This window comes from Niallia sp. FSL W8-0951 (assembly GCF_038006525.1).
Lineage (GTDB): Bacteria > Bacillota > Bacilli > Bacillales > Cytobacillaceae > Niallia > Niallia circulans.
The window spans coordinates 1,108,340-1,134,861 of sequence record NZ_JBBOVK010000001.1; the positions used below are offsets into that span (position 1 = coordinate 1,108,340).

Below are 26,522 nucleotides of genomic sequence, written 5' to 3' on the forward strand. Positions count from 1 at the left end.
TTGTATTTCTGCTAGATTTACCTGTTTCTAGCAGTTTTATAATCTGAGCGAGGATAAAAACTGGAGTTGTAATATATTATCCGGCCAGAATATACACTTTAGAAGTTAAAAGTAGCAGCATCTAAGAATTAGTTCGATAAATCAATAAACCACCTAAAATAATCTATTTTATTTTAGTTCATTATTTTCTCGCAAAAAGCGAATGAATTTTTTTAAACCTGGTGAGTGTTGCTTTTTCTTTTTGATTAAAAAGTCTATTTTTATCTTTTAGGTAATTCTGTGAATATGATTTCCTCGGTACCTTTTCGAGTTTTTGCAATGTCTGCAGGTATTATGCTGATACCCAATCCATCATGAACTGCTTGAATAATAGATTCAAGAGAATCAAACTCAATGATGTTAGAACTATGAAAATTGCTTTCTTTGGACCACTCTAATAAGTGTTTTCTATATATGCAATTTTTATCACTATTAACTATCAACGTCTGATTTGAATTAATAAGAATTGGGTTAGGTATAGGGGAAATTAGTATAATTTTCTCTAAGTAACTATAAACAATCTCGCAATCAGATGTATTTTTACTGCTATTTACAAATATACCATCCACTTCACCATAGAAAAGCATTTCTTCTAACATCAAATTATTACTTGTTCTTACTTTCACATCTAGATTATTAGATTCTTTTAAAAATGCAGAAAGTAAGGAAGGAATCTTAACGGCAGAAATTGTTTGAGAAGCTCCTATTTTTAATGGTTCTCTCCACTTATTAGGATTAATAGCTGTCTTAGCTTCGTCTATCAATTGTAGTATTTTATTTGTATAATCTAATAATTTTTTCCCTTCTTCAGTCAATGTTACTCCCCGATTATTTCGCATAAATAGTCGCACGCCTAGTTCATTTTCTAAATTTTTTATTCGTTGACTAACGTTTGGTTGTACATATCCTAATTTTTCGGCTGCTTTAGATACTGATTGCAATTCAGCAACGTGTTTGAAAATCTTTAATTCATGACTTTCCAATAGTTTCGCCCTTCTCTCTGATATCATTTAAAATGATACCTAATTCAATATTCTGTATTGTACTCCTCATTTTAATTAAAGCATAATGTAATAGTACAAATAAAAATAAGTAAGGATGATACGGAAATGGAATTAATGAATAAAGTAGTAATCATTACTGGGGCTGGAACTGGAGTAGGAAGAGCTGCAGCTATAAAACTAGCTGCTGAAGGTGCAAAAGTAGTGATAAATTACAATCAATCTGAAAAGGAAGCTCATAAAGTTGTTAATGAAATAAAACAAAATGGCGGGATAGCTATTGCTTATAAAGCAAATGTAGCAAACGAAAAGGAAGTAAAGGAATTAGTATCCCAAACTGTTCAAACTTTTGGATCTATAGATGGATTAGTAAATAATGCGAGTATCACAGCCCAAATAGCTATGGATGACTTAGATGCAGTAACAGATGATATATGGGATTCTCTTTTCAGTGTTAATGTGAAGGGCATGTTCTATTGCATAAAAGCGGTTGTTCCTTATATGAAAAAACAACATTCTGGAGCAATTGTAAATATGGGGAGTGTAGCAGGAATGACTGGGATAGGTTCGTCTATCCCATATGCAGCAACAAAATCTGCTATACATACGATGACAAAGTCATTGGCTATCGCATTGGCACCTTCAATAAGAGTTAATAGCATTTCTCCTGGTGCTGTTGAAACAAGGTGGTGGGCTGGTAATGAAGAGAAGATGTATCAACTTGCAGGTAAATTACCACTTCAAAGGATTTCCACACCAGATGATATAGCTGAAGCGATAGTTTTTCAACTAACTCAAAAATCTATAACCGGGCAAGTATTTACTATAGATAATGGTCAAACTCTCTAAATTAGTGGATTAGTAATAGCTATTTGTCTTCTGCAGTTAAGGAGGAAAAAAATATATAATAATGTAATAATACAGGAGTTTTCAGAAGGTCGTCGAAATAGAATATTTATAATAAGAAGGAGTGTGATTGGTTATGTCTCTTGCTAAAGACGTTTTGGAAGATCAATTGTTAGCAAATGCGAACGATCCTAGCTGGTACATACCGTTTTCGGAATCAGTTGTAAATTTAACAGAGGAAGAAGCGTTTTGGAAACCCAATGATGACAGCAACAGTATCGCAGAAATTGTCCAACATCTTCTTTACTGGAATGAAACTTGGCAAACGAGATACAAAGAATCTTATGTAAATGCTGTTGCTTCCATAAATGATAATAATGAAAGCTTTATTATTCCAGAAAATAAAACGTTTGCTGACTTAAAAAAGTCCCTCTTAGCTGTTCTGCTTCAATGGCAAGACCTATTGACGCAAGAAAAGGTAGATAATGATGTAATTGGTTTCTCGGAGAAGGCAAAGTGGTGGCAAGTGCTAGGAAATTTGTCCACTCATAACGCCTACCACATTGGACAAATTGTTTACATTCGGAAGCTGCAAAAAAGTTGGAAAACTAATATTATAAGGGATTAAAAAACAACTAATATTTTTGGAGCGCTATAGAGAACTTACCTTGGTAAGAAGGCGTCTTTTTGTAAAGAGTGAGAACATTTCATTTAACCTTAACAGAATTTTCTGAACGGAGATAGACTACTTTAATACATTTCAGGTAATATGAGATAAAGTAGCTGCTATAAATTAATAACCCTATCAGAATTTTCAGAGGAAAAAAATCGGGTTCAAGCGTTTTAGAATTAAGAGAGGAAGAATTTCCTAGAGTCCGAATTTGGGACCTTAAAATTTCTAGCAGACAAATAAATAATCATTTTTTTATTAAAAAATGGGTTACAAAGCGAACCTTGAAACAGAGGATGAATATTTTTACATAAAGAGAAAAGAAAGTTCATTGGATAGAGGAAATATAATAAAAAATAAAGATATTTCGAATAGGCAATATGGGGATTGTGATAGGGGTAAAAATGAGTTTTATCAGGTGAATTTGGGAGGTAGTTCATATAGTAATAGTAATCTAATGAATGCACAAATAATCAACTGTAACTATAGCTATTCAAGATTCCAAAACATTAATTTTCAACATTCGCTCTATGCTGGTTTAAACCTCTCTTATCGGAAATTAAGATTAGTTACATAAGGGGTAGTTCGTTTTATAGATACAAATCTGGGAGATAATAAAGAACCAGTCTCGTTTGAAAGATGTAATCTACAAGGGACTAAGATAAGTAATAGTAACTTTAGTCACCTTCAAATTACGGATAGCCACCTAACAGGTATGATGATTGATAATATTCCAGTAAAAAACTACTGGAAGTTTATTATCAAAATAAAGATAAGGAATAGGGAGAATGGCTAATCTATAATTATTTTTTGTAATCTACATTGTCAACCAAATGCTTCTTATAGGAAATGACATCATAATAACCAGTTTTATTTTTCCTCCCTGGAATACGAATGACCATTTGAATGAAATTATAAGGGGGATTATGTGCTCCTTCAAACCCAACTACATGTAATGTTACATCATACGAATCTTCTTGTTCGTTAAAAGTAATCGATTCTATTTGTTCATTCATATAAAGCTGGTTATCACCATGTTTCTCCATGATTTCAAGTATGGTTGGACCGAGAAATCTTAAAAAGGCAGACTCTGTTGATGCAGGTTTTTCCTTTTGAGGTATGCCTTCTGATACGGTGGTTACAGCTGCAACAGGATGTAAAGATATGAAAAGAAGTAATAATAAAAAAGGGGTTCTCATAATAAAAATCGCTCCTCAGAATGTTGTATTATGATTAGCTTTTGTTATTATTTAGGAAATATACGGTTAGAAAAAGAGGGAGAGCTGTATTACCCAATTCTATCGAGCTGAGGTAATTTTCATATAAAGGGGAAGCTTCTTATAGGCATAAAACTCTTATAAAAATAACGCTTCTTTTTCTCCTATAGAGAGAAAATGCTCAAGGAAATCGCTTATTTTGAACAACCATTGACTTAAATGAATAATTGCTATTTTTTCATTTATACGCTTTGTTGAAATACAATGGTGCATTTTGAACTAAAGAGTCCTAATTGTTGTTTTCACCTTTTATAAAGTGAAAAATTAAGTATTAATATATAAAAAGGATAAATCATCAATCCTCCTATTGCTAAAAGACCAGTAACTGGGTTAGGCTCATCTTCACGATGAGTCATTGGAAATAAAACAGCAAATAGATAAACCAAAAGTACAAGATATGGCAGCCAAAGAAGGATAGTCCAAAAACTTGCCTTTCGCCCATCCAACCACTTTTTCGTTAAAAGAATGATTAGTATTGTACCGACAACAAATTCAACAATAATGGCTGTACCAGTTAACATATTTATCGTTCCAAATTCCCAATTTGTCAGTCTGTTAATCCTATAAACATTTAACATTAGTTCGATCGGAACAAAAAATATAAGAGCATATAGCATACTAATAACATGTAACTTTAAGAAAAATTTCATTTTATAAAACCTCCATTATTTTCTAGAAATTGTTGGACTTTATTCTATAAAAAATAAATGACAGTTTATCTAATAATTTTTAAAAAGTTTATTTTTTAATTTGTCTTCCTTTCTATTCTATACCGCTTTGCTCCTCAACATTGCGAAAGTATGTTTTCAGTAAGCTAGCGGCTTTTTGGGTATTTAAAGAAGTATCAAAAGCATGAAAAGCTTTTTCGTACTTTTTAATAGAAAAGGGCAGAAGATTGGTAGTTGCAAATCCAATTTGCGATAATCTTTTGACATAAAAAGAATAATAGCTTTCCTTCTGTATTGGACCAACGTGTAAAACGCCTGTTAAATTCATATTGATGATTTCGATTATTGCTTTTGATAAATCATCAATATGAACAAACGTTTTGAACGTGTTGGCAGGGGTATTCGCATATCCATACTTTTTAATTTTATGAATGAGACGTTTTGTTCTGGCTTCAATATCTTGATTAGCATTTTTTCCATAAATAGGACCTGTACGAATAATTATATGGTTTGTATGATTTGTAAGGAGCAATTCTTCCCCTATGTGTTTGGCATTTATATATGTAGATAACGGTGCCTCGCTAGGTAAAAATCCTGGTAGATCGGTTTCAGAATAGTTACCTTTGCCGTCGACAAAAACAGCATCTGTTGACAAATATATTAATTTTGTTTTTGGGGGAATGGCAGTTAATATATTGTTGAGGCCAATTTCAATAAGCTGCTTTTCATTTTCTCCATCCATCAAAGACCAAATAACAACATCAGGATCAATATGGTTCATTAGTTGTGTTACTTGATGTTTGTTATTTATGTCCAGTTGTAAAATATGTGAATGGGCATTTGGAAAACGGGAAGTTCCGTAAACAGAAAAATCAGAGATGGATGAGGCAAGTGCAAATAAGGAAAATCCTAAAAATCCAGTTGACCCTAATATGATAATTTTCATAAGCAATACTCCTAGTCTGAGTTTAGAAAAATCTGTTAATATAATAGTATCATAATTTAATTGGAAGAATCATGAAATTCTTTTAAAGGAGAGATTATTGATAGAAATTAAAAATATTGGGCATTTTTGTCGGACAGATTCAAGAGGCCATATCATAAATGATTCGAGTATAAATGCCATAAAACCTGAATTTAAATATATTATAGATGCGGTAATAGAAACATATCAATCTTATTTAGGAGAACATTTACATAGTGTGTATATTAGGGGTTCTATTCCTCGCGGATTAGGAATAGATAATGTATCAGATTTGGATACGATAGCTATTACCAATAAAAATATTGATGCCATTGACTTAAATTGGGTGGATAAGGCAGAACAAGCTTTAAATGAAAACTTTAAAGAAGTTGATGGTGTTGAACTTAGTTTCTATTTTATTGAAAATATTTTAGAGACTACTAACTTTTCAATAATCCCGTTTATGATAAAAACTCATAGCATTTGTGTTTACGGAAAAGATATAAGTGTTTTTTTACCTAACTATAAAGCAGACAAAACACTTGCCAATGAACATCTTGTGAATTTAAGAAGTCAAATTCAACAAGCAAAAGAAGAACTTACTGGGAACGAAGATGTTGAAGATGTATTGGATTGCTGCAGATGGATAATGAAAATCATTGTTAGGGCAGGACTAGCACTGGTTCTAGTGGAAGAAAACAAATACACAAGGGATCTGTACCCGGCATATAAACTATTTTCTGAACATTTTCCAAGCAAAGAATCCGAAATGAAACAAGCACTGGAGTATGCTGTTAATCCAATAAGTAATTCAGAAGTTATTATAAATTTTTTAAATGACATAGGAGAATGGATGATAAGTATCACGGAAAAATGGCTGCAAGTTTATAATCCTAATATGGAAAGAAATATGAAAATATAAAGTAATAGAGGAAAATCATTTAGTTACAGGTTGATACTATAGAACTTTCTGTGAGTGCCATTAAGAAAGAAGACTGTAGAATTGTCCAAGGACCTATTAATCGTGAATGTGAAGTTGTTGAGGCAGATCCAGATGGATAGAAAATACAATTTCCCGACCTTTGTGTTAATGGGTGTTACATAATATAAATAACAGGGGGTGAGATTGTGATTGAAGTTAGAAAAGCGGAACCGAAAGATGTAGAAGGAATTGCGAAGGTTTGCAGGGATGGCTACTGGGCAACATATGAAGATCTCTGTTCAAAAGAATATATTACTAGAATTATTTCAACGTTTTATAATCGGGAAAGAATTCACAAGGAAGTTACGGAAACAAGTAGAGAATGGGGAGGCTATTTTGTTGCCATTGATAATGATGAAGTAGTCGGTGCCATCGGTGGTGGCATGATAAATGATACCGCTGGCGAAGTGTTTGTTTTATACATCAATCCGGATAGACGGAATGAAGGCATTGGTACAAAATTATTAGATGTTCTCACAAAACAGCAGAAGGAAGAGTTCGCAGCAAGTGAGCAATGGGTGTCAGTAGCGAAAGGTAATCAAAAAGGAATCCCATTCTATGAAGCGAAAGGATTTATTTTTAAGAAAGAACAAGATACATACGGCAATGTAGAAGGAGAGAGTTACATTTCCTTGCGATATTGTCGAGTAATTTAAAAGCAGAAAGTAATTAACTATAAATGTACACATTTTTCCATATGTATTTAAGTAGACCATCTAATTTGATTTCTTAGGTGGTCTTTTGAATTCTTTTAAATGGAAACAATGATCGAATAATGCTAATAAATGAACCATGGGAATTTTTAAATAAATGATAATCACGGCAATAATATAGAATTAACAAAAAGGAATAGTCAGATTAGACTACAAAAAGTTGGAACAATAAGGTAAAATAGACTTTTACATAGTAGTGAGTATAAAAAGCTTGCCCTTCGTATGACAAGAAATTGAACGTCTTAGTGAATAAAGATTACAAATTGTGTACTATAAAAACATCAGTTATGATTATGATGTACCATTTTTCAGAAGCATTTAAATAACCTACAATTTAATATAATGTGAGGACTGTTTTAATGATAGACAATGAATTTTTACCTAGTATAAAGCTTTATCGTATGATTATTGGCTTATTTATCATATTAATGAGCGCAGGGATAGTGATAGTTTACATAGAGGATAATCGAATTATTTCGATGTCTTTAATCTTGCAATGTTTATTCGTTGTAAGTATTTCTATTCTACTAGTCATTTTTCCCAAAAAAGATACATTAAATTTTAGAGCAACGATTATTTTTTTGATGTCTGCCTACTTTTTCTTTATGTATTTACGGTTTCCTGACAGATTTGCTTTGATATTGCTGATTTGTTTTATCCCAGTTATTCCTGTCTTATTTTTACATATTAGATTATTTTATATTACATTGTTAGGGAACATTACTATTATGTTATGCGTAATTATTTATTTGATGATGAATAATACCCCTGGCATACATAGTTATAGCTATTTGGATTTTATAGGAGTTATCACTAATTTCTTGGGGACACAGCTTTTGCTGCTATTTCTTTTCCTGCTTTTTCAAAAAAGAATGAAGGATCAAGAGCTATATTATGTTCAAGTTAAGCAAGCTGAAAAGCTGCGGACAACTGGACAGCTTGCGGCAGCTGTTGCACATGAAATTCGCAATCCTATTACGGTAGTAAAAGGATTTATCCAGCTTCATGAAAAGGATAAGGAAATACCTGAACATATAAAAAAACAATATAAGCTGATGTTAGATGAGCTAGAAGCAGCTGAGACAGTTATTTCAGATTTTTTATCATTAGCTAAACCAAGCGAAACGAAGACAGAGATTATTTCCGTTAAACTAGCTCTTCATACAGTGATGGACTTACTGAATTCATATGCAATGAATGATACGATACATATTGAATTAGAAAGTGAAACAGACTATAAGATTCAATGTAATATCATGGAATTTAAACAACTATTCGTAAATTTATTGAAAAATGCGATTGAAGCCTCCCAGCCTGGTGATACCATCCATGTAAAATTAATAGGAGAATTAGACGAATTAAAAATTGTAATTATCGATAACGGTACAGGGATGAACGAAGAACAATTAGAGCAGATAGGAACGCCTTTCTATTCCTTAAAAGCGAAAGGAACTGGGCTTGGTTTAATGATTTGCTATAATATTATCGAAAAGTATGATGGAACCATTCGTTTTAAGAGTGAGGAAGGAAAAGGAACAGAAGTTACCGTTACTTTTCCTATTGTACAGAAATAATACTCGCTTATATTATACATTTTTAGTACATCACTAAGTATTCTACCAGGAAGCCATTAATCATTGTTGAAACACAATGATTAATGGCTTTTGTTTTTATGAAATCTGCTTTTTATACTGTAGAACTAAGTATACTCCGCCTGCTAAAAATGCCAGTGCATATTTGAACAAGAAAAAGATAGTCCACATATTATCTTTTGGAAAGATCATGTCACACAAATAATTGCCCACAACATTCAGGAAGAGCTTTGTAAAAAGATTTTACTAGTCCATTCGTCTTCTAGACCAATTTCTTATAAAATAAAAAGGCAAAATCGCACTTCCAATAAGTAGAATCCCTCCAACACCAATTAAAATATTCCAATTTTCCGGAGACTTTTCAGCCCAAGACTATAAAGGACAAATAATGGAGTTAAACAAATCTGATAAAGAGTTAATATTCATTTTCCTCTTTTCCTTTCTCATAGTTAAGCTGATGAACGCCATTTTCTCCGGTATTCTTTTCAAAAGTGGTTTTCATTTAGCTGATGAACACATTTTATATTTATAAAAGTAAAGTAAGCTTATATAAAAACCGTTAGAATGAATAACTGGGATTTCAACTATTTCCTTTATTGTGTTATATTGGAAATAAAAACGTGAGTATAGGAGAGTACAAAATGACACTTGAATCCTATGGTAACTATTATGATAAACGTGTGGAGTCAATTGATGAAAAAATATGTGAATTAATAAGTCAAAGAAAAATAATATCAAGTGATCCTGGAGATCCAACTTCGCAGCATATTGCTATTTGGTCTAAAAAATATAATTTGAATGGGGATTTTTTAAATGATGTTTTTAGCCACTTACCAAGAGAGGATATGTATAAACCGATAGAAGTACCTAAAGGATTTCTGAAAAATAAACCAGTTTTAAAATCGTATGAAGATAATAATGTTTTCTATTCAGTACCATTCATTCGTCAATATAAAAATGCCAGTTTAGTTCACTTGAATATTGATAAGGATGTCTCCGAAGAGAAGCCTGGAGATATGCACCATTTTATATTTATAGAACTTTCCATCGATGGCACTCATATTGATTACGACTGTCGAAACGATCATGGTGGAGCTTCCGGTGGGCATATATCATTTGAATTCATTGTAACACCGCCCTTACCTGATAATATGTCAAACATTAAATTAATATTCAAGGAATACAATGAGCCTCTCAAAAGAAAGCCAACTGGTCTTGAATTCGTTTTTTCTTTGGACAAATAGTTTTACTCCTATATAAGTATCTAACTGCTTAGTAGTATATTCTATCAAAATAAGTAGAGGAGGGTTTAAAAAATTATCTTCTATTTCTCTTCTCGGTAGTCCTTTCTATTTTCTTCTCCTTTTCTATGAAGAATTATTAGAATGTTCGGGAACTTTTACGTGCTTAGAACGTATAAATTATGAAAAATCTATGGGAGGCAAGGTGTAACTTTGCGGGGAATTAAATATTATTTGATGTTTACTATTTTCTTATTATCGTCATGTCAACAAAATGAGATAGTAGAACAAGAAAAAAAGGTAAAAGAAGGACTTACATACTCATTTCAACATCCTGAAACTGGTCAATCGTACCATATAATTCACGTATATAAACTATATGAGAACTTCGAAAAAAGAATAAAAGAGGATGTAAATATGTCAGAAAGTCAGGTGTTTGAAGAGGAAGTAATTAATCCTATTTATGAGGCATGTTATCAGGATGCAGAGTATTTCACAGAGACTGTTAAAGCACCAGAAAATAGAGAAGAAGTTAATAATATCATTCAAACAATGGATGTGAAGGCTATAAATTCAGCCATTGAGGAAAGTTTAATAAAATCTTCTAATTATATACCATCAAATCAAAAAACGAATATATGTATTTATCCTACAGAGGCAACTAAGAGTACAACTTTAATGTTTACAGAGGGAGCAGGAAAAATCAGTGTATTATACAATGAACTTTTTAATGAGGAAACTCTTAAAGCAGGAATTGCTCACGAATATCATCATAGTGTGTGGACGGAAATGTACTTTAATAATTCTCACTCTCATACCGTATTGGATAACTTAATTCTTGAAGGGAAAGCAGTAATATTTGAAAAGCTTGTATATCCAGATATTTCTCTAACTACTATTAATTACAATTTTAATAAGGATGATTGGAATCAAATTGAACCAGATTTATTCCAAGAAGATCCCTACAGGGCAGCAGAAATAATATCGGGCGGGAATGGATTGCCTTATAATTATGGTTACAATGTGGGTTATCAAATGATGAGATCCTATTTAGATTTACATCCAGATTTAACACCCCAAGAATGGACAGCTCTTGGCGCAAGAGAAATTTATGAAGAAGGAAAATACAACGAACATTATCAATAATGGAAGTTACATATCGAACTAATCCCTTTTACTCTAATACAAAACATTCTCCAGCAAAACAGTGTAAGAGATGGGGAAATTTGTATTTTAACTAATTATATTTGTTAAAATCAAGGTGTTTATATAAATGTTCCTCCTCTTCATTAGGATTGGGGGAAGCTTGTCTAATTTCCTTATCAATACGTATATATTCATATTTTTGGTTCGGTTCATCTCTAAAAGTCACAAAAGTGGTAAAGTGATAGCTTGCTTTTGTCAAGGTAGTATCAATTTCTAGTATGTCCTCTTCTTGATATTTTTCCAAAAGATATGCATATACGTCATTTTTTAATGAGTGTTTTTGATAGTTGATATATCCTAATATAGCAAAAGGACATAGTATCATTAGCCAAGTCACGGTAGTAAAGATAATAAGCGCTTTTTTTTCAAATGTTTGCTCCTCCTTTAAAAAGACTTACCGACAATTAAAAAGTCAATAAACATTGTGTATGATACGATCTTTTTCTTGCCTAAATCGCCTTATGGATTCATCTATAAGAAAGAACATAATAGATATACTTAAGGAGTAGATAGTGAAAATCCAAAGAAAAAAGAAAGGTAGAAAACCAAAGAAAACATATTATATAAAGCTGAATGCGAGACTGCCTTGAGGAAGTTTGCTTGTTATTTTCTCTATTAAGATGGAGATCGGAAGGCCATATAGAAGTAAACCTAAGCTGAAAAAAAGAGTATAGCTTATAAGATCTTCTTTTAAATCAACATCTTGAATAACCGGTTGAGTAAAAAATGAGTCTAGTGGAAGAAAAACAGTGAATACAAAAGTGGATAAAAATAAAGTCAGAATAGCTGATACTACTTTTCTTTTAAGCACATTGTCTTCCTCCAATTCTCTGAACTTTTCTTTATTTTAACAAATAATGTAATGAAAAAGGAGAATCGTTCAAAATTGTATAATTAATACAGAGAAAAAATTTTAACATTAGAGAGGGAGATTAGAAACAAGCCATGATTAAAGCGATTATATTTGATTTAGATGGTACTTTATTAAATAGAGATGTATCAATAGAAATGTTTGTGGATTGTCAATATGATAGATTAAATATAGAACTTAGCCATATTCCCAAAGATACATATACAAAGAGATTTATTGAATTGGATCAACGCGGCTATGTTTGGAAGGATAAGGTATATCAACAATTAGCAGCTGAATTTGAGGTTAAGGAGATAACATGGGAAGAGCTCTTACAAGATTATCTTAGCCAATTTAAAAATCACTGCATGCCTTTTCCCAATCTTAAGAAGATGTTGGAGGGATTAAAGAGCCAGAATCTTCTTTTAGGAATGATAACCAATGGCTTTGGACAATTTCAAATGGATAATTTGAAGTCTTTGCAGATAGAAAAATATTTTGATGTCATTTTGGTTTCCGAATGGGAAGGGATAAAAAAGCCGGATCCTAGGATATTTAATAAAGCTTTAAACATACTGAATGTGCAGCCAAACGAAGCTATATTTGTAGGAGACCATCCAGAAAATGATGTGCTTGCTGCGAAAAAAGTAGGGATGAAAGGGATTTGGAAGAAGGATTTGCTTTGGAGAAATGCCGAAGCAGATTTTATTGTAGATGATTTAGGAGAATTGCCTTTCATTATAGAAAAGTTAATGAAAGAATAGAACCACGCTAAATGGAGCGATATTTTAAGTCGAGAAGCGTATAAGTTATAAAAGGGATGAAGCGAGATAAGGAATAGAAATTACAAAAGCAGAAAATGGCCCAAGAACTATATAGAGAAAGAGTAAAAGTGCCGCGTTTTTTGGGGGGTTAGTGCTAAAAATAAAGCAATATATACTAGGTGTTCTAAAAAATATTTTAAGAGAAAGACATAAAAAGCGAGGGGCTATATGAACCATATTGGAATAGATTTTGATGATACACTTGTTGATATGAGAAAATCGATTGTAAAACTTTTAAATAAAATACATAACAAAAATTTGGATTACGAAGAAATGGTAGAGTACGGAGTTTCGGATTTATATGGATATTCCTTTGAAGCATTTGTAGATTTTTTTACAAACAATCAAAAGGAACTGCATTCAGCTAAACCATATCCATTTTTAATTGATGTACTTAGTGAACTAAGCAAAACTTCAAAACTATCAATCATGACGGGCAGGTCAAAAGCTTGGATGAATTCAGCGGAACTTTGGGTTGTTAAAAATAAGTTGCCCATAGATGATATAGTATGCGCTTCAGAATATATAAATGGTAAGCCTGAATGTGCTTTAATTCATAATGTCACTCTATTTATTGAAGACAACCCTGCCCATGCATTTTCTATTGCAAATAGTGGAATAGATGTATTGCTACTTGATAAGCCATACAATCAAATGTGTAAGCACGAACGAATAACGAGAGTGAAGGACTGGGAAGAAGTAGGTAGTTTGTTATTAAGTTAAGGCTTCTATAAATGAAAAATAACTTTGAATCCATTATAGAAGCTAATTAATCTACACAAATCTTAATTCGAGCAACGGCCTCTTTATAATGAAGTATACAATCATTTATTGATAATACAGCGAAATAGGAAAAAGCGGTTAAATCTTCTATTATAGAATTATCATAAATAAAGTTAATATGTAATGGTTTTTTGGGGATGATTTTTTCTTCTAATAGTTTAGTTGAAACATCATGATAGATATGCTCTATTGTTTCGCCCATAGCCCTTTCAATGGAAAATCCACCTGCTAGACTTGTCCACCAAGTGAAAAAGGAATCATATATTTGATTAAAAGCAGTTAGATTATCGACAGTAACATCACACAATTCATGATAAAATAAGTGTTTTTCATTATAGAAAATATCCTGGTCAATATCTCTATTCTCAGAAATACTTTTCGTTATCTTAGTCCATAAGCCGCGATACTGTAATAAAAAATCCTTTCGAAACTCACAAGTTGTTAGGAGATAGGGGAATTTCCAATTATCCTTATTTTTATTTTGGTTGAGAAAGATATTTTGAACATAAACCAAAAAATTTAATGAATAAGAAGCTTCTGCTATTATTTGTAATGAGTTTTTCATCGGTTTCCTCCTTATTTCTTACACCAGATTTCAATATTTATTCCGCTTTTTTCTGAAGTAACAGAGAATCAACTATCCAAAAAAGAGATGCACACAAAATAAATAGAAAATAAAAGATGGAAGAATGGAAAGGATCTTTCATATCAAAAAACATGGCAACAATCCATGTGACAACCCCAGAAAAAATATTATAGATCGCGAGGTAGATAATACTAAATTTCTTTGGTCTTTGATTTAGGAAAATTTGCAGCGGCGACGCGATAACCAAATAAAAGCAAAAGAAAATAAAACTAAATATTAGTATTCCCAACAAACTAAAATAAGAAGAACTAATAAGGTAAATCGTACTAACGCAAATAGCGGAGATCAGAGAAGTAAGCAACGAGCGAGCGATCATATCAATATCTATCTTCTTTAATTGCATGAAATTCCCCCCATAAATGCATCTATTTCATCCTTAAATCGTGAAGCTTCTTCTAGAAACGGATAATGATTGCTTTGATTAAATATCAATAATTTCGAATGAGGAATGCACTCATTCATTTCAAGCGAATAGGAAAGAGGGCACTGAACATCGAATTTTCCACAAATGATTAATATTGGAGTTGAAATCAGCTTAAGCTTCCTAGTAACATCAAAAAGTTGCACTTCCCGGCTAAAATAGTTCAGTCTAATCGAGGATATTTTCTTTTGAATAGGAAGGGAAAAATACTCTCCATAGTTTTCAGGAGTATATAAGGATAACTTTGTTCGTTCTTTCGTAATTCTCATCTTTTCTGTAATTGATAAATCAGATCGTTTTAACTTTTCCATCAAATCTTGCATTTTCTTAAAGGATGGATGTTTATCATTGTATATACAGTCAGGAGAAAATGTCATATATTCTCTTGCAGCAGCTCCTACTAAAACAAGTTTTCTCAAACTGTTAGAGCAATATATCCCATAAATAACTCCTAGAATACCCCCAGTGGAATGTCCTGCCAAGTTCCATTTTTTAAATCCTCATGCTTCCCGTATTGCTTCTAAGTCGAAGATAGACTCTAGTAACCCTAGTTCATACGGTTGAGTAGCCTTATCGGAGCTACCTGCTTCTCTGAGATTAACAAGAAATACTTCATGCGTATCGACAAAGGATTCTGCAAAATAATCTCCTGTCTCATTAAATTCTGCATAGTCATGGGTTATACAAAGAGGTTCACCTTGCCCTTTAATAAAAATTTCGAATTTTCCCCTAGAGGTATTTAATAGTTTTCTAGCCCATTTATTCATATATACTCCCTTCAAATGCAATAAGTTAATCTCTTGTTATGTATGAGGATATAGAAGATGTACTTATTAATCTGCTAATTTTATAAACTCAGCATCATGCCGGATATTTGTTGAAAGCACTACATAGTTGTTACCATATTTTAGCATCTGGGAGAGAAGTTATAAACAGTTTTCGTAAGACAATCGAAAAATTATATCCTGCAGGTAATATGATAGGATAAAAAAACGAAACATTTATTAAGCTCAATCTTTTAGCCATTTTTTACTTCATAGTTATTGCAGCACCAAGAGGAATCCTTCTAGGGGCGATTAATTCCATCACTTTTTAAACGCTCTATATCTTATTTAATTTGCATCATATTTTATTACCATATATTGGTCTTTTTTCAATGAGTACTTTATAATCTATTAATAAAGGAGGGGAAAACTTGTCACAAAAAAATAAGAAAGAATTTATATCCCTTATTTTAACATTATTCTTATTCTTAGCCTCAATTGCAGTTTTTCTTTTTGTAAGGGGGTCTAATTTAACTCTGTGGATACCAATATCCTTATATTTATTAATTGACTTAGGTCTACTTGTTTCACTTATTATAGGTATACAATCTAATAATAAAAGCATAAAAATTTTTAGTATTCTATCTAATATTATTTTGATGATTCCAATAACCATTTGGACATATTTTTTGTTGTTGGCAAATGGAATTTCAGAAAAATAAGAATTATAGTGGGGTTAATGCCACTTAAATTTAATTTTAATGGTTTATTTATTTGAAAAGATAATTAAAGGATGGATTTAATGGAAACATCAAAACTTCTAAGAGGAACATTTCTTTTAACGCTAGGAACAATTATCTCAAAAGTTCTTGGCATGCTCTATGTTATTCCTTTTTATCATATAGTAGGGGAAAAAGGAAATGCTTTATACTCAATGGCTTATATCCCTTATTCTATTTTTATAAGTATAGCCACTGCTGGCTTGCCATTAGCAGTGGCAAAGTTTGTTTCTAAATATAATTCTCTAGAGGAGTATGCAGTAGGGAGAAAATTATTTAAATCTGGGCTTATTATGATGAGTTGTACTGGAATTGTCGCATTTGTTATTTTATATTTCTTTGCGCCCATTTTAGCAGCAGCTAGCATTCCAGATAACGCCGATGTAAGTGTTCAAGATGGGACAACTGTTATTCGTGCGGTTAGCTTTGGATTACTGATTGTTCCATTTATGAGTTTGATTAGAGGTTTTTTTCAAGGGCATCAATCAATGGGACCTTCGGCAGTTTCTCAAGTAGTTGAGCAGATTGTGCGAGTTATTTTTATGCTTTCTGGTGCCTATATTATATTAAATCTCTTAAAAGGAAGTTTAGTTACTGCTGTCAGTGTAGCAACCTTTGCGGCATTTATAGGGGCAGTTGGAAGTTTAGTAGTCTTATTATGGTATTGGTCCAAAAGAAAACCCCATCTTAATAAGCTTCTTTTAGAAAATAAAGGAGCTATTGATGTTTCCCTTAAGGAAATATACAAAGAGATTATCGTATATGCGATCCCTTTTATTTTTGTAGGTCTTGCAAATCCATTATTCCAGTTTATTGATGAACTTACTTTCAAAGGTGCAATGGAATCTATTGGCTTAAAAGATCAAGTAGTAACTGCATTTGGTGTTTTGACTTTAAATACTCATAAACTTGTCATTATTCCAGTCTCTTTAGCAACTGCTTTTTCATTAACGTTAGTGCCTGCCATTACGAAAGCATATACAGAAAAAGATCATGTAAGTTTAGTTCAACAAGTGAATCAAACAATTCAAATTGTTCTATTCTTTACATTACCTGCTGTTGTAGGTCTTTCGCTGCTTGCCGAACCGGTCTATACCTTATTTTATCATCATAAAGAACTTGGTACGGACATATTAAGAATATATGCTCCGGTAGCTATTCTCTTTTCCCTTTTCTCTATTACAGCAGCGGTCCTTCAAGGAATAAATAAGCAAAAATATACTATTATAAGTTTGTTGGTAGGTTTGATTGTGAAATTATGTCTGAACATACCACTTATAAAAATTTTTGCAACAAGTGGGGCAGTAATAGCAACAAGTATAGGATATTTAGTGGCAATTATTATTAATTTTTATGCAGTAAAAAAGTTTGCTGGCTATTCTTTAAGGTTAGTAATCAGAAGAGTGCTGCAAATCGGATTCTTTTCACTCGTTGTGTTTATTGGAACACTAATTACCTATATGCTATTAACTTTATTTTTATCAACTCAAGCTAAGTTAGATGCATGTATTATAGTGATAGTTTGCATGGTTGTGGGAATAAGTATTTATTTTTGTCTAAGTGTTAAGTTTAATTTAATTATTCATCTCTTTGGGGAACGAGCAATACGAGTAATAAAGAAGTTGAATATCAATAAATCTTTTTAATTGGTGGCGATAAGCAGTCTACTATTCTTTATTTCTATTTAATATGAGAAGCCTAGATATTTGGAGTTGAAATTATAATGGGGAGTTATGTTGAATAAATTAATAGGCTCTCAATTAAATAGAGAAGTATATAATATCAGTCAAAATATGAAGGGAATTAGCTGAATAACGAATTTATCAGCCAAAATAAGAGGGAAATCAGCCAAACTAGGAAATTATCAGCCAAAATAAGAGGGAAATCAGCCAAACTAGGAAATTATCAGCCAAAGTAAGAGGGAAATCAGCCAAACTGGGAAATTATCAGCCAAAATAAGAGGGAAATCAGCCAAACTAGGAAATTATCAGCCAAAGTAAGAGGGAAATCAGCCAAACTGGATTTATCAGCCAAAATAAGAGGAGAATCAGCCAAACTAGGAAATTATCAGCCAAAGTAAGAGGAGAATCAGCCAAACTAGGAATTTATCACCCAAAGTAAGAGGGGAATCAGCCAAACTAGGAAATTATCAGCCAAAGTAAGAGGGAAATCAGCCAAACACCGAAATTATCAGCCAAAATAAGAGGGAAATCAGCCAAGCGCCGAAATTATCAGCCAAAATAAGAGGGAAATCAGCCAAACGCCGAAATTATCAGCCAAAGTATGAAGGAAATCAGCCAAACGCCGAAATTATCAGCCAAAGTAAGAGGGAAATCAGCCAAACACCGAATTTATCAGCCAAAGCAAGAGGGAAATCAGCCAAACTAGGAAATTATCAGCCAAAGTAAGAGGGAAATCAGCCAAACTAGGAAATTATCAGCCAAAGTAAGAGGGAAATCAGCCAAACTAGGAAATTATCAGCCAAAGTATGAAGGAAATCAGCCAAACGCCGAATTTATCAGCCAAAGTAAGAGGAGAATCAGCCAAACTACATATAATAAGTAGAGATAATTTTTAAGCATATAAGCACATACAGCATTAAACAGGGGAGAGTACAATTCATATGAGGGGATGATTAGGAGAATGCAAACTAATGAAATGCTGACTCAAACATTTTTAACCTTTGCAGAAAAGGAATGTAAGGGATCAAGCTTCATTTACGAACTTTTGTCAAAACAAATTGCAATGGATAAAACGCTTCTTAATATTGCTAAATGTGCTAGAGAGGGGCAGCCTGTCCCAAATCTATTATTTGGTGCAGTTCACTACCTACTGTTAAAGGGGACCAATCACTCGCTAAAAGATTATTACCCTAGTATCACAGAGAATCCTAAAACAGCTAAGGCTTCGTTTCCTATTTTTAAAGATTTCTGCCTCAAATATCAAAAGGAGATTATATGGATTCTCCAAACGAAGTTAGTCCAAACGAATGAGGTAAGAAGATGTTCTTACCTTTATCCTGCTTTTTGTATGATATATAATCTAGCAAAGAAACCGCTAGCGTTAATCGAAATAGGCACTAGTGCAGGATTTCAGCTTCAGTGGGATAAGTATGCCTATTCATACGGTAAAGAATGGTATGGAAATTCAGAGTCAGAACTGCCAATTACTGCGACTGTAATAGGAGAAAATATGCCATTCTTATTGAAAACTTCTCCTCCTGTTACGGAAAGGATTGGTTTTGATTTACATACGATAGATTTACATGACAAAGACGAAGAATTATGGCTAAAAGCATTGATATGGCCAGAACATAGAGAGAGATTATTCTTATTTGAAAAAGCGGCAGATTACAGAAGAGAAGGTGCTTTGAACGTAGTGAGCGGTGATGGAGTAAGCATGCTGCCATATTATGCCGAAACTATTCCAGAGGGCAGTGCCATTTGCATCTTTCATACCCATGTAGCGAATCAAATACCAAGAGAAGGGAAGGAGCTTCTGTTACAAAGCGTGGAAGAAATCGGGAAGCACAGAGAAGTATTTCATCTTTATAATAATATTCAAGATAGATACTTACACTTAGATTATTATATGGACGGTAAGAAGAGTGAAAATACCATTGCAGAAACAGACGGACATGGAAGATGGTTTAAATGGTTAAAACATGATATCAAATAAGGAAGTAATTTAGTTTTAGGATAAAGAGTTATCTCTACACTAGAATAAGGGAATATACTTCTAGGGCTTTTAAATGTGAAAAGTATATAATAAGGAGGCACTAAAATATAATGGGTTTACTGAATATTGGGAGCCTGGTGCTTGGTTTAATTGCTTGGATATTGCCGGCTACAAACTTAATGGGAAATAAAGAGAAAGTTCAGAGAAATGGGCTAATGATTTGTTTTCTTAGCATGAGTGCTTGTGCGATTTCTATCTCTTTTCAGATTATCTATAGCTATTATCTTGTAAAAATGGAGGATTGGAGTGCAATGATGGACACAGCAGGTGGGGTAGTGGTTGCGACTGCAGTTCTACTTTCTGTAACAATTATTTTGAACACTGCGAATTATATTGTATATCGTAAAGTTACAGCAAAATAGCCTTTAAAATAAATACATATAAAGAAAAGGACACTTCTATTGGTGTCCTTTTATTGCAATAACAACATCTACTTAATGTAAAATCAACTTTAGTAAATATTTCTAGTTAATTTCAGAAAAAGAGTTATAATGTAGCTAGAATAAAAATTAAAGGAGTTTTTATGGAATTAATAACGTCAAAGGTCATCATTATTTCTATTTTACTATTAGTGATTACAATGGTAGAAACATTGGCCTATTCAACAAGAATATCTGGTACGAGAGTAAGGTTAATTGCTACTGCTATATCGTTATTTAGCACAATGGTTATTGTTTCGCGATTTTCCACTATGTTTCAACAGCCATTAACAGCAAAATTGATAGCAGAAGTTCCCAAAGGGGCAGACAAATTAACTTTTATTGCGGCGCAATATCGAATTTTGATAGGAGTAACATCATTGGGAGTATTATTTGGAATCCTGTTGTTTCCAACATTTATTAATATTTTTTCACGAGCCATTGTTCAATTAGCAAATGAAAGAGGGTCCATGCTAGCTCTTTTTTCTAAATTATTCAAGAAAAACAATTGGAAAAAGCTTGTAAAATGTCTCAAATTACCGAGAATTTCCTATTTTAGAGGAATTACCTTAAACACAGTTCCAAAGCGTTTATTTGTATTAAATGTCATTATTTCAGCTATATTTACGACGGGTGTCATATCCTCCATATATGCTTCCATGTTAGTTCCTGCAAAAGTTTCTCAGGCAGCTTTAATGTCCTCAGGGGTAATAAACGGGATTGCCACCATCATTCTGACCTTATTTATTGATCCAAAGGCGTCTGTGTTAGCCGATCGCGTCATGAAAAAACAAACGGACTACATCTATTTGAAAAGTTACTCATTAACAATGGTTAGTTCTAAATTTATCGGTACCATAGTAGCACAAATAATCTTTTTACCAGCAGCATACTATGTGGCTTGGTTTGCAGAGTGGCTTTAATCTAAAATAGGAGCTGAAAAGTAAATTACTGTCCTTTATATTATAGTCGTTAGGTCTATTAGCTTTTCAAACGACTGGATAAACAATTGAGAACTATCGAAATAGTTTTTTACTAAAGGGGGAAATAAAGTGACGGAGTCATTAGAGTTTAGGTTAGCAGTATTACAAGATTTAGATCAGATTGTAGCTATGCTTGCTGATGATGTTTTAGGCAGTAAGCGAGAGCGTTATGAACAGCCACTACCTGCCAGTTATCTGCAAGCGTTTCAAGCTATTGCAGAAGATCCCAATAATGAATTAGTGGTAGCATGTTTTGGAATTGAAGTAGTTGGGGTTCAACAAATTACATTTACTCCATATATTACCCATCAAGGAGGATGGCGAGCGACTATTGAAGGGGTAAGAACTGCCTCTTCTGTAAGAGGAAAAGGGGTAGGTACTCAACTAATTAACTGGGCAATCGAGCGTGCCAAAGAAAGAGGCTGTCATTTAATTCAGCTTACGACTGACAAACAAAGACCAGATGCCTTGCGTTTTTATGAACGATTAGGCTTTCAAGCAACACATGAAGGGCTGAAAATGAAACTATAGCAAGGAGGGAGGTGCGACAAAGTGGTTCGGGTGTTATCAATAGAGAAAGATGACATCATAATAGAACAAATCGAAGAGCTGTATAAAAGTGTATGGAATAGATCTATTAAGGAACCTTTAGTAAGACACAGCAAGTATAAAGGATTTAGGGGGAATAGGATAATTTCAACAGAAGGGAGACTAATAGGGTTTGTATATGGATATATATCTTTACCAGAACAATACTATCATACACTGCTTTCTAATGAGCTCAGTCAGGAAGAATACGATTTTTGGTTGAAAGATTGCTTTGAAGTAGTTGAATTAGTTATTCATCCCTTGCATCGAAAAAGAGGATTTGGAAGTAAATTAATAAGAGATTTGTTGCTTGGTGTAGACAATAAAACAGCTGTATTAACGACACAAGTAACGAATACAGCGGCACAAAGTTTATACACTGGCTTAGGATGGACTGTTATTAAGAATGCATTCATACTGAATAAGACTGAGGATCCTTTTATGATTATGGGGAAAGTATTAGGGAAGAAAAATGGATTATAAGAAGCATTAAGCAATCTGTAGGAGAATGTCTATAGTTGATGAACATTCCATTTAAAAGATACGGAGGAGAGACGATGTTTGAAATCTTGAATGTAAATGCTGAAAACGTGGATGAATACGGATTTTTTTGTATGAGAAGCAAACCAAAATCAAAAGGGTATCAAAATAAACTAGCATGGCTGAAGGAACGGTTTAAAGATGGGTTAAAAGTAAAAATCCTTCTAGAAGACGGTCGACAAAGAGGGTTTATTGAATATATTCCCGGTGAATTTACTTGGCGAGCGATAAATGCCAAGAAATATATGGTGATTCATTGCTTCTGGATCGTTGGCAAGAGCAAAGGAAAGGGCTATGGTAGCAAGCTCTTAGAGGAATGTATAACGGATGCGAGAGAATTACATTTAGATGGTATTACAATAGTCACTAGTAAGAAAAGCTGGTTACCAGACAAAACTATCTTTGAAAAAAAAGGCTTCAATCAAGTGGATAAAAAAGGGGATTTTGAATTAATGGCTTATGCTTTTCAAAATGATCGGAAACCTAGCTTTATTGATTGGCCGCAACTAGCAAACGAATATGATAATGGGATTACGGTGTTCAAATCAAACCAATGTCCGTTCACGCAGGATGCAGTTGATAATTTACAAGCTGCAGCAGATGAGCACGGCTTAAATGTAACAGTACTTGAAATGAACGATAATGAAATGGTACAACATCAGTCTCCAACACCCTTCGGCGTATTTACAGTTATATATAATGGTGAAATTATTACTTATCATCCAGAAACGAAGAATAAATTTCTACAATTAATAGAAAAACAGGATTTGAAAAGGAGTAAGTAAACATTGATGAAAGATATATCTATGTAAATAGATAATATTAGTAAATGCTTGACTCAAAGTATTAAAGAGGAAATGAAATAAAGAGCAATCTTCAAATGGATCTTAAAAATAGAGCAAAGCCTGTGAGACTATGCTCCATATATTTTTTTCCTAACTAGTAAATCTAGCAGTAAGAATTATTCTTTATTATTTGCTAAAGTCTGTCTGTTATCAGCTAACGGAGGTTGCTCTAGCCATCCATACTTTATTAATAATTCACATCCATCTTCGGCGTATAAACCCACTTCAGCCATGAATTTCGTATATTCTGCGGCGATATCTCTCCTTTGAGAAACAGATAAGCCAGCACCATAATAGCCAACTGCAGAAGAAACCAATGTAACAATATGGTATAACATTAATTTATCAGAAAAAGGGGGAACGGTGGAATTTGTTACTTCCGACACCCATGTTTTCGGAGAAGATAAGTCTTCCTTTGTAAGGATAGTATTAAAAGTAGTGAAGTGGTTCAAACAAATTTTTTTACCTCTTTCAAAATATTTTTGAATTTCTTTTATTTGGCAAACTTGAGCAAATCCTAATTCTAAAACGGTTTTTACTATGTCTTTTTTCATGTTAAAACTCATACCACTTATTTCAATCGTATTTAATGGTCGTTTTTTCCCAAACCATCCAGCTAAATAACTCTGGTCATCGACAAATTTGACTTGCTCTGGTGTATTAATTCTAGCGGTTTTACTATAGAATCCTTTATTTAACATGATGGAAACGATTCGTTTATGTAACTCCATCGTTTCCTTGTTGCATTGAATAAAGTAATCTAACTGGTCATCTCTTGATGATGTAGAAACGGCACCTGCATATCCAGTTAATCCTAGTAAGGTCATAACATGTAAATACGCTATAATAAAAGCGTCAGTAAAGATAGAAGGAGCATTTAAATTAACATCTTCCTCCACTGAAAAACCTTTGGGAATGGGAAAGTTCTCTTGAGTAAAGAAATCAGTAATTTTAGTAATATGGGATTCAGCAAGACTAAGGGAAAAGTTAAGTACTTCTTTAATGTCTTTGTCTTTTGCCTTTTCAATTGAATGGGTAAGAATACATATGGATAAAGAATCATTTATGTATTGAGTCCAAAGGTTCGCTATTTCAGGTGTGGTTAGTTCTACATCATGACTGATTTTCTTCATAAAAACTCCTCCAACAAGTGCATATATCAAATACAATTTTATTTTTTTGATATTATATTAATATTTCATAGTTGCGCCATTTTTATGTAAGAAAAAAAAATGTTAAAGAAGCGATAAATAGGATAAAGTTAATAGACTGTTCTAGAATTTACCATAATAAATTCTTTTCTTAGAGGATTAACATAAAATTTCCGTGGTATTTATTAGGTATAAAAATCACGGAGGGATGTAGATGAATCATTTGAAGGCGGTTGTTATTAAGCTAATAATGATCCTCTTAGTATTAGGGATTATTCTTACTGGAATCTTTGATGGGGAATTTGGCAATACGCTTTGGATCAGCATTGTTCTGACGATTGCTGCTTACATTATTGGTGATTTGTTCATCTTTAGAAAAATCGGCGATGATGCAGCATTTGTAAAGCGTAACATAATAGCGACAGTTTCAGATGCAATATTGACGGTTCTTATCATTTATTTAATGGGTAAATCCATGTTTGCAGATGATAATAACCTGAGTTTTGCAGCAATTCTATCAGCTGTAGTAATAGGAATAGGAGAGTGGTTTTTTCATAAATATCTTAATAATAATGTATTTGAGGAGAAACCTAATCATCCAGAATCTACTTTTTAACTATTAATGAATAAAGGAAAGTTTTCAACAAAAATATATTTGAAAGCAGAATTGATATTGCATGTATTCCTTGAGAGTGTTTAATTTATGGACTAGGCCCGCTGCAAGCAATATTCCACCATTCAAGGAGAATGATAACTATGCTAATTTATCATTCTATTTCTAAAATACAAAAATTTGTCTAAAGTCTAAAAATCAGTTGACTCTATAGAGCCAACTGATTTTTTGCATAAGCATCTTTATATAAAGTGCATAAAAAGTAATTAATTCTTAATTATTTTATTGCAAATACAGCAAAAAAGGATTAAAATAAACTTAATTATTTTTATTGTAAATACAACAAAAAGGATTGAGGGTTGGAAAGGTGAAAGAAATTCTTCGAGAGATTGGAATGATTGGAAGAGCGCTAGATTCAATTAGTAATATCGAATTTAAAGAATATAATCTTACAAGGGGGCAATATTTATACCTTGTAAGAATTTTTGAAAATCCCGGTATCATTCAAGAGAAGTTAGCTGAAATGATTAAAGTAGATCGAACAACGGCTGCAAGAGCAATTAAAAAATTGGAGATTAATGGATTCATTACAAAAGAAGATGATCCACATAACAAGAAAATAAAAAGACTATTTCCAACAGAAAAAGGAGAAAAAGTGTATCCATATATCAAAAGCGAAAATGATTATTCAAATGAAATAGCATTAGCTGGATTGTCTAAAGAGGAGGTGGATATCTTGTTCACCCTCCTTCTAAGAGTAAGAAAAAATATAGAAAAAGACTGGGAATATGTAAAAAAAGGCAATAAGCGCAATTATTAAGACGGAAGGAGAGCAGGTATTCTATGGAGACTTATATTGAAAAATGTACAATCGCTGATATACATAAACTGCAAGATATTAGCTTGGAAACTTTTGATGAGACTTTCAGGAATCAAAATTCACCAGAAAATATGAAAGATTATTTGGAAAAAGCTTTTAACTTAGAGCAACTGAAAAAGGAATTGTCCAATCTCTCTTCACAATTCTATTTTGTCTATTTAAATAAAGAACTAGCTGGATATTTAAAGATAAATAGGATGGACGCACAATCTGAACAAATGGGAGAAGACTCACTAGAAATAGAAAGAATCTATATAAAAGGGAAATTTCAAAAACATGGTCTTGGACAAGTTCTAATGAATAAAGCTATTGATATTGCTAAGAAGGAATCCAAAAAAAAAATCTGGCTTGGTGTATGGGAAAAAAATAAAAAAGCCATTAGATTCTATCAAAAGTTTGGTTTTGTTCAGACTGGTGCTCACTCTTTTTATATGGGGAATGAAGAACAATCTGACTATATCATGACAAAGATTCTTTCTTAATTCTGAAGAAATAATTT

The 26,522-nt window shown here is 32.7% G+C and carries 29 protein-coding genes and 2 pseudogenes; 21 read left to right on the top strand and 10 right to left on the bottom strand.

Translation table 11 applies throughout. The annotated features are described in order from the left end of the window. Positions 1-168 precede the first annotated feature (168 nt). Positions 169-1,022, bottom strand: a pseudogene (locus NSS71_RS05175) (LysR family transcriptional regulator). A 126-nt stretch (positions 1,023-1,148) separates the two neighbouring features. Between NSS71_RS05175 and NSS71_RS05180 the strand changes: the two are divergent. The 3 genes from NSS71_RS05180 (at position 1,149) to NSS71_RS25655 (ending at position 3,352) form a co-directional block, all read left to right on the top strand. Then, positions 1,149-1,889: an SDR family NAD(P)-dependent oxidoreductase gene (locus NSS71_RS05180; protein WP_095257406.1), complete on the top strand. Its 741-nt coding sequence runs from the start codon at positions 1,149-1,151 to the stop codon at positions 1,887-1,889. Between the two features lie 133 nt (positions 1,890-2,022). Next, positions 2,023-2,514 (top strand): DinB family protein, encoded by a 492-nt coding sequence (locus tag NSS71_RS05185; protein WP_341151342.1) that lies wholly within the window; start codon positions 2,023-2,025, stop codon positions 2,512-2,514. 703 nt (positions 2,515-3,217) lie between these two features. After that, on the top strand, positions 3,218-3,352 hold the full coding sequence (locus NSS71_RS25655) for a hypothetical protein (protein WP_445668941.1): 135 nt from the start codon (positions 3,218-3,220) through the stop codon (positions 3,350-3,352). 7 nt (positions 3,353-3,359) lie between these two features. Here the strand turns inward: NSS71_RS25655 and NSS71_RS05195 are convergent, their stop codons facing one another. From NSS71_RS05195 to NSS71_RS05205, 3 genes are all read right to left on the bottom strand, one after another. Beyond that, the gene (locus tag NSS71_RS05195; RefSeq protein ID WP_341151344.1) at positions 3,360-3,755 is read right to left on the bottom strand and encodes a DUF3888 domain-containing protein; all 396 of its coding nucleotides are present in this window, start codon (positions 3,753-3,755) and stop codon (positions 3,360-3,362) included. 320 nt (positions 3,756-4,075) lie between these two features. Further along, the gene (locus NSS71_RS05200) at positions 4,076-4,483 is read right to left on the bottom strand and encodes a hypothetical protein (protein WP_095321426.1); all 408 of its coding nucleotides are present in this window, start codon (positions 4,481-4,483) and stop codon (positions 4,076-4,078) included. Between the two features lie 112 nt (positions 4,484-4,595). Then, positions 4,596-5,447 carry a sugar nucleotide-binding protein gene (locus tag NSS71_RS05205; RefSeq protein WP_341151345.1) on the bottom strand — a complete coding sequence of 284 codons (852 nt, stop codon included), beginning with the start codon at positions 5,445-5,447 and terminating at the stop codon, positions 4,596-4,598. A gap of 97 nt (positions 5,448-5,544) precedes the next feature. Here NSS71_RS05205 and NSS71_RS05210 point away from each other — a divergent pair, with 97 nt between their 5' ends. From NSS71_RS05210 to NSS71_RS05230, 5 genes are all read left to right on the top strand, one after another. Next, complete coding sequence (locus NSS71_RS05210; protein ID WP_341151346.1) at positions 5,545-6,387, top strand: nucleotidyltransferase; 843 nt, start codon at positions 5,545-5,547, stop codon at positions 6,385-6,387. Positions 6,388-6,593: 206 nt separating this feature from the next. Further along, a complete protein-coding gene (locus NSS71_RS05215) occupies positions 6,594-7,103 on the top strand; it encodes a GNAT family N-acetyltransferase (protein WP_341151347.1) in 510 nt (169 codons plus the stop codon). Positions 7,104-7,519: 416 nt separating this feature from the next. Then, complete coding sequence (locus NSS71_RS05220; RefSeq protein ID WP_144545873.1) at positions 7,520-8,734, top strand: ATP-binding protein; 1,215 nt, start codon at positions 7,520-7,522, stop codon at positions 8,732-8,734. Between the two features lie 659 nt (positions 8,735-9,393). Then, on the top strand, positions 9,394-9,996 hold the full coding sequence (locus tag NSS71_RS05225; protein ID WP_047944946.1) for a hypothetical protein: 603 nt from the start codon (positions 9,394-9,396) through the stop codon (positions 9,994-9,996). A gap of 414 nt (positions 9,997-10,410) precedes the next feature. Next, on the top strand, positions 10,411-11,139 hold the full coding sequence (locus NSS71_RS05230) for a DUF2268 domain-containing putative Zn-dependent protease (RefSeq protein ID WP_161798421.1): 729 nt from the start codon (positions 10,411-10,413) through the stop codon (positions 11,137-11,139). Between the two features lie 91 nt (positions 11,140-11,230). On the opposite strand, the gene NSS71_RS25660 is transcribed toward NSS71_RS05230, so the two are convergent. Together NSS71_RS25660 and NSS71_RS05235 are read right to left on the bottom strand one after the other, a co-directional pair. After that, complete coding sequence (locus NSS71_RS25660; RefSeq protein WP_369990297.1) at positions 11,231-11,551, bottom strand: DUF3139 domain-containing protein; 321 nt, start codon at positions 11,549-11,551, stop codon at positions 11,231-11,233. Between the two features lie 207 nt (positions 11,552-11,758). Beyond that, positions 11,759-12,010, bottom strand: coding sequence for a hypothetical protein (locus tag NSS71_RS05235; RefSeq protein WP_047944942.1), 252 nt, complete (start codon positions 12,008-12,010; stop codon positions 11,759-11,761). Between the two features lie 134 nt (positions 12,011-12,144). Between NSS71_RS05235 and NSS71_RS05240 the strand changes: the two genes are divergently transcribed. Together NSS71_RS05240 and NSS71_RS05245 are read left to right on the top strand one after the other, a co-directional pair. After that, a complete protein-coding gene (locus NSS71_RS05240) occupies positions 12,145-12,813 on the top strand; it encodes an HAD family hydrolase (RefSeq protein WP_047944941.1) in 669 nt (222 codons plus the stop codon). 228 nt (positions 12,814-13,041) lie between these two features. Continuing rightward, positions 13,042-13,596, top strand: coding sequence for a 5' nucleotidase, NT5C type (locus tag NSS71_RS05245; RefSeq protein ID WP_047944939.1), 555 nt, complete (start codon positions 13,042-13,044; stop codon positions 13,594-13,596). 46 nt (positions 13,597-13,642) lie between these two features. On the opposite strand, the gene NSS71_RS05250 is transcribed toward NSS71_RS05245, so the two are convergent. From NSS71_RS05250 to NSS71_RS05255, 3 genes and pseudogenes are all read right to left on the bottom strand, one after another. Continuing rightward, positions 13,643-14,221 (bottom strand): hypothetical protein, encoded by a 579-nt coding sequence (locus NSS71_RS05250; protein ID WP_061800431.1) that lies wholly within the window; start codon positions 14,219-14,221, stop codon positions 13,643-13,645. Positions 14,222-14,258: 37 nt separating this feature from the next. Beyond that, complete coding sequence (locus NSS71_RS25665) at positions 14,259-14,645, bottom strand: UPF0715 family protein (RefSeq protein WP_047944936.1); 387 nt, start codon at positions 14,643-14,645, stop codon at positions 14,259-14,261. Further along, positions 14,636-15,490, bottom strand: a pseudogene (locus NSS71_RS05255) (alpha/beta fold hydrolase). Before NSS71_RS05255 ends, NSS71_RS25665 begins: the two are co-directional and overlap by 10 nt. A gap of 428 nt (positions 15,491-15,918) precedes the next feature. Here NSS71_RS05255 and NSS71_RS05260 point away from each other — a divergent pair. From NSS71_RS05260 to NSS71_RS05295, 8 genes are all read left to right on the top strand, one after another. Continuing rightward, a complete protein-coding gene (locus NSS71_RS05260; protein WP_047944934.1) occupies positions 15,919-16,209 on the top strand; it encodes a hypothetical protein in 291 nt (96 codons plus the stop codon). 80 nt (positions 16,210-16,289) lie between these two features. After that, positions 16,290-17,912: a putative polysaccharide biosynthesis protein gene (locus NSS71_RS05265; protein WP_047944932.1), complete on the top strand. Its 1,623-nt coding sequence runs from the start codon at positions 16,290-16,292 to the stop codon at positions 17,910-17,912. Between the two features lie 997 nt (positions 17,913-18,909). Next, a complete protein-coding gene (locus NSS71_RS05270; protein ID WP_341151348.1) occupies positions 18,910-19,944 on the top strand; it encodes a DUF2332 domain-containing protein in 1,035 nt (344 codons plus the stop codon). A 110-nt stretch (positions 19,945-20,054) separates the two neighbouring features. After that, positions 20,055-20,366: a hypothetical protein gene (locus NSS71_RS05275; RefSeq protein ID WP_321198315.1), complete on the top strand. Its 312-nt coding sequence runs from the start codon at positions 20,055-20,057 to the stop codon at positions 20,364-20,366. A 161-nt stretch (positions 20,367-20,527) separates the two neighbouring features. Next, positions 20,528-21,346 (top strand): lipid II flippase Amj family protein, encoded by an 819-nt coding sequence (locus NSS71_RS05280; protein WP_047944730.1) that lies wholly within the window; start codon positions 20,528-20,530, stop codon positions 21,344-21,346. 129 nt (positions 21,347-21,475) lie between these two features. After that, positions 21,476-21,937, top strand: coding sequence for a GNAT family N-acetyltransferase (locus tag NSS71_RS05285; protein WP_061801309.1), 462 nt, complete (start codon positions 21,476-21,478; stop codon positions 21,935-21,937). A 21-nt stretch (positions 21,938-21,958) separates the two neighbouring features. Beyond that, on the top strand, positions 21,959-22,477 hold the full coding sequence (locus tag NSS71_RS05290) for a GNAT family N-acetyltransferase (protein WP_061801308.1): 519 nt from the start codon (positions 21,959-21,961) through the stop codon (positions 22,475-22,477). 74 nt (positions 22,478-22,551) lie between these two features. After that, entirely contained in the window at positions 22,552-23,319 is a 768-nt protein-coding gene (locus NSS71_RS05295; protein WP_047944759.1) for a GNAT family N-acetyltransferase, read from the top strand. Positions 23,320-23,495: 176 nt separating this feature from the next. Here NSS71_RS05295 and NSS71_RS05300 read toward each other — a convergent pair whose 3' ends face one another. After that, positions 23,496-24,512: a DUF3231 family protein gene (locus tag NSS71_RS05300; RefSeq protein ID WP_341132487.1), complete on the bottom strand. Its 1,017-nt coding sequence runs from the start codon at positions 24,510-24,512 to the stop codon at positions 23,496-23,498. Positions 24,513-24,744: 232 nt separating this feature from the next. Between NSS71_RS05300 and NSS71_RS05305 the strand changes: the two genes are divergently transcribed. The 3 genes from NSS71_RS05305 to NSS71_RS05315 all read left to right on the top strand — a co-directional run bounded on the left by NSS71_RS05305 (position 24,745) and on the right by NSS71_RS05315 (position 26,505). Beyond that, entirely contained in the window at positions 24,745-25,146 is a 402-nt protein-coding gene (locus NSS71_RS05305) for a DUF2512 family protein (protein ID WP_341151349.1), read from the top strand. A gap of 364 nt (positions 25,147-25,510) precedes the next feature. Further along, entirely contained in the window at positions 25,511-25,963 is a 453-nt protein-coding gene (locus NSS71_RS05310; RefSeq protein WP_095257388.1) for a MarR family winged helix-turn-helix transcriptional regulator, read from the top strand. Positions 25,964-25,986: 23 nt separating this feature from the next. After that, positions 25,987-26,505: a GNAT family N-acetyltransferase gene (locus tag NSS71_RS05315; protein ID WP_095257387.1), complete on the top strand. Its 519-nt coding sequence runs from the start codon at positions 25,987-25,989 to the stop codon at positions 26,503-26,505. Positions 26,506-26,522: the final 17 nt, after the last annotated feature.

Coding starts and splice junctions, on each gene's coding strand:
- NSS71_RS05230 (WP_161798421.1), top strand. CDS start 10,411: ATGTCAGAAAGTCAGGTGTTTGAAGAGGAAGTAATTAATCCTATTTAT.
- NSS71_RS05275 (WP_321198315.1), top strand. CDS start 20,055: ATGGGTTTACTGAATATTGGGAGCCTGGTGCTTGGTTTAATTGCTTGG.
- NSS71_RS05280 (WP_047944730.1), top strand. CDS start 20,528: ATGGAATTAATAACGTCAAAGGTCATCATTATTTCTATTTTACTATTA.
- NSS71_RS05180 (WP_095257406.1), top strand. CDS start 1,149: ATGGAATTAATGAATAAAGTAGTAATCATTACTGGGGCTGGAACTGGA.
- NSS71_RS05205 (WP_341151345.1), bottom strand. CDS start 5,447: ATGAAAATTATCATATTAGGGTCAACTGGATTTTTAGGATTTTCCTTA.
- NSS71_RS05250 (WP_061800431.1), bottom strand. CDS start 14,221: ATGAAAAACTCATTACAAATAATAGCAGAAGCTTCTTATTCATTAAAT.
- NSS71_RS05195 (WP_341151344.1), bottom strand. CDS start 3,755: ATGAGAACCCCTTTTTTATTATTACTTCTTTTCATATCTTTACATCCT.
- NSS71_RS05200 (WP_095321426.1), bottom strand. CDS start 4,483: ATGAAATTTTTCTTAAAGTTACATGTTATTAGTATGCTATATGCTCTT.
- NSS71_RS05300 (WP_341132487.1), bottom strand. CDS start 24,512: ATGAAGAAAATCAGTCATGATGTAGAACTAACCACACCTGAAATAGCG.
- NSS71_RS05220 (WP_144545873.1), top strand. CDS start 7,520: ATGATAGACAATGAATTTTTACCTAGTATAAAGCTTTATCGTATGATT.
- NSS71_RS05185 (WP_341151342.1), top strand. CDS start 2,023: ATGTCTCTTGCTAAAGACGTTTTGGAAGATCAATTGTTAGCAAATGCG.
- NSS71_RS05225 (WP_047944946.1), top strand. CDS start 9,394: ATGACACTTGAATCCTATGGTAACTATTATGATAAACGTGTGGAGTCA.
- NSS71_RS05295 (WP_047944759.1), top strand. CDS start 22,552: ATGTTTGAAATCTTGAATGTAAATGCTGAAAACGTGGATGAATACGGA.
- NSS71_RS05315 (WP_095257387.1), top strand. CDS start 25,987: ATGGAGACTTATATTGAAAAATGTACAATCGCTGATATACATAAACTG.
- NSS71_RS05305 (WP_341151349.1), top strand. CDS start 24,745: ATGAATCATTTGAAGGCGGTTGTTATTAAGCTAATAATGATCCTCTTA.
- NSS71_RS05245 (WP_047944939.1), top strand. CDS start 13,042: ATGAACCATATTGGAATAGATTTTGATGATACACTTGTTGATATGAGA.
- NSS71_RS05270 (WP_341151348.1), top strand. CDS start 18,910: ATGCAAACTAATGAAATGCTGACTCAAACATTTTTAACCTTTGCAGAA.
- NSS71_RS25665 (WP_047944936.1), bottom strand. CDS start 14,645: ATGCAATTAAAGAAGATAGATATTGATATGATCGCTCGCTCGTTGCTT.
- NSS71_RS05240 (WP_047944941.1), top strand. CDS start 12,145: ATGATTAAAGCGATTATATTTGATTTAGATGGTACTTTATTAAATAGA.
- NSS71_RS05265 (WP_047944932.1), top strand. CDS start 16,290: ATGGAAACATCAAAACTTCTAAGAGGAACATTTCTTTTAACGCTAGGA.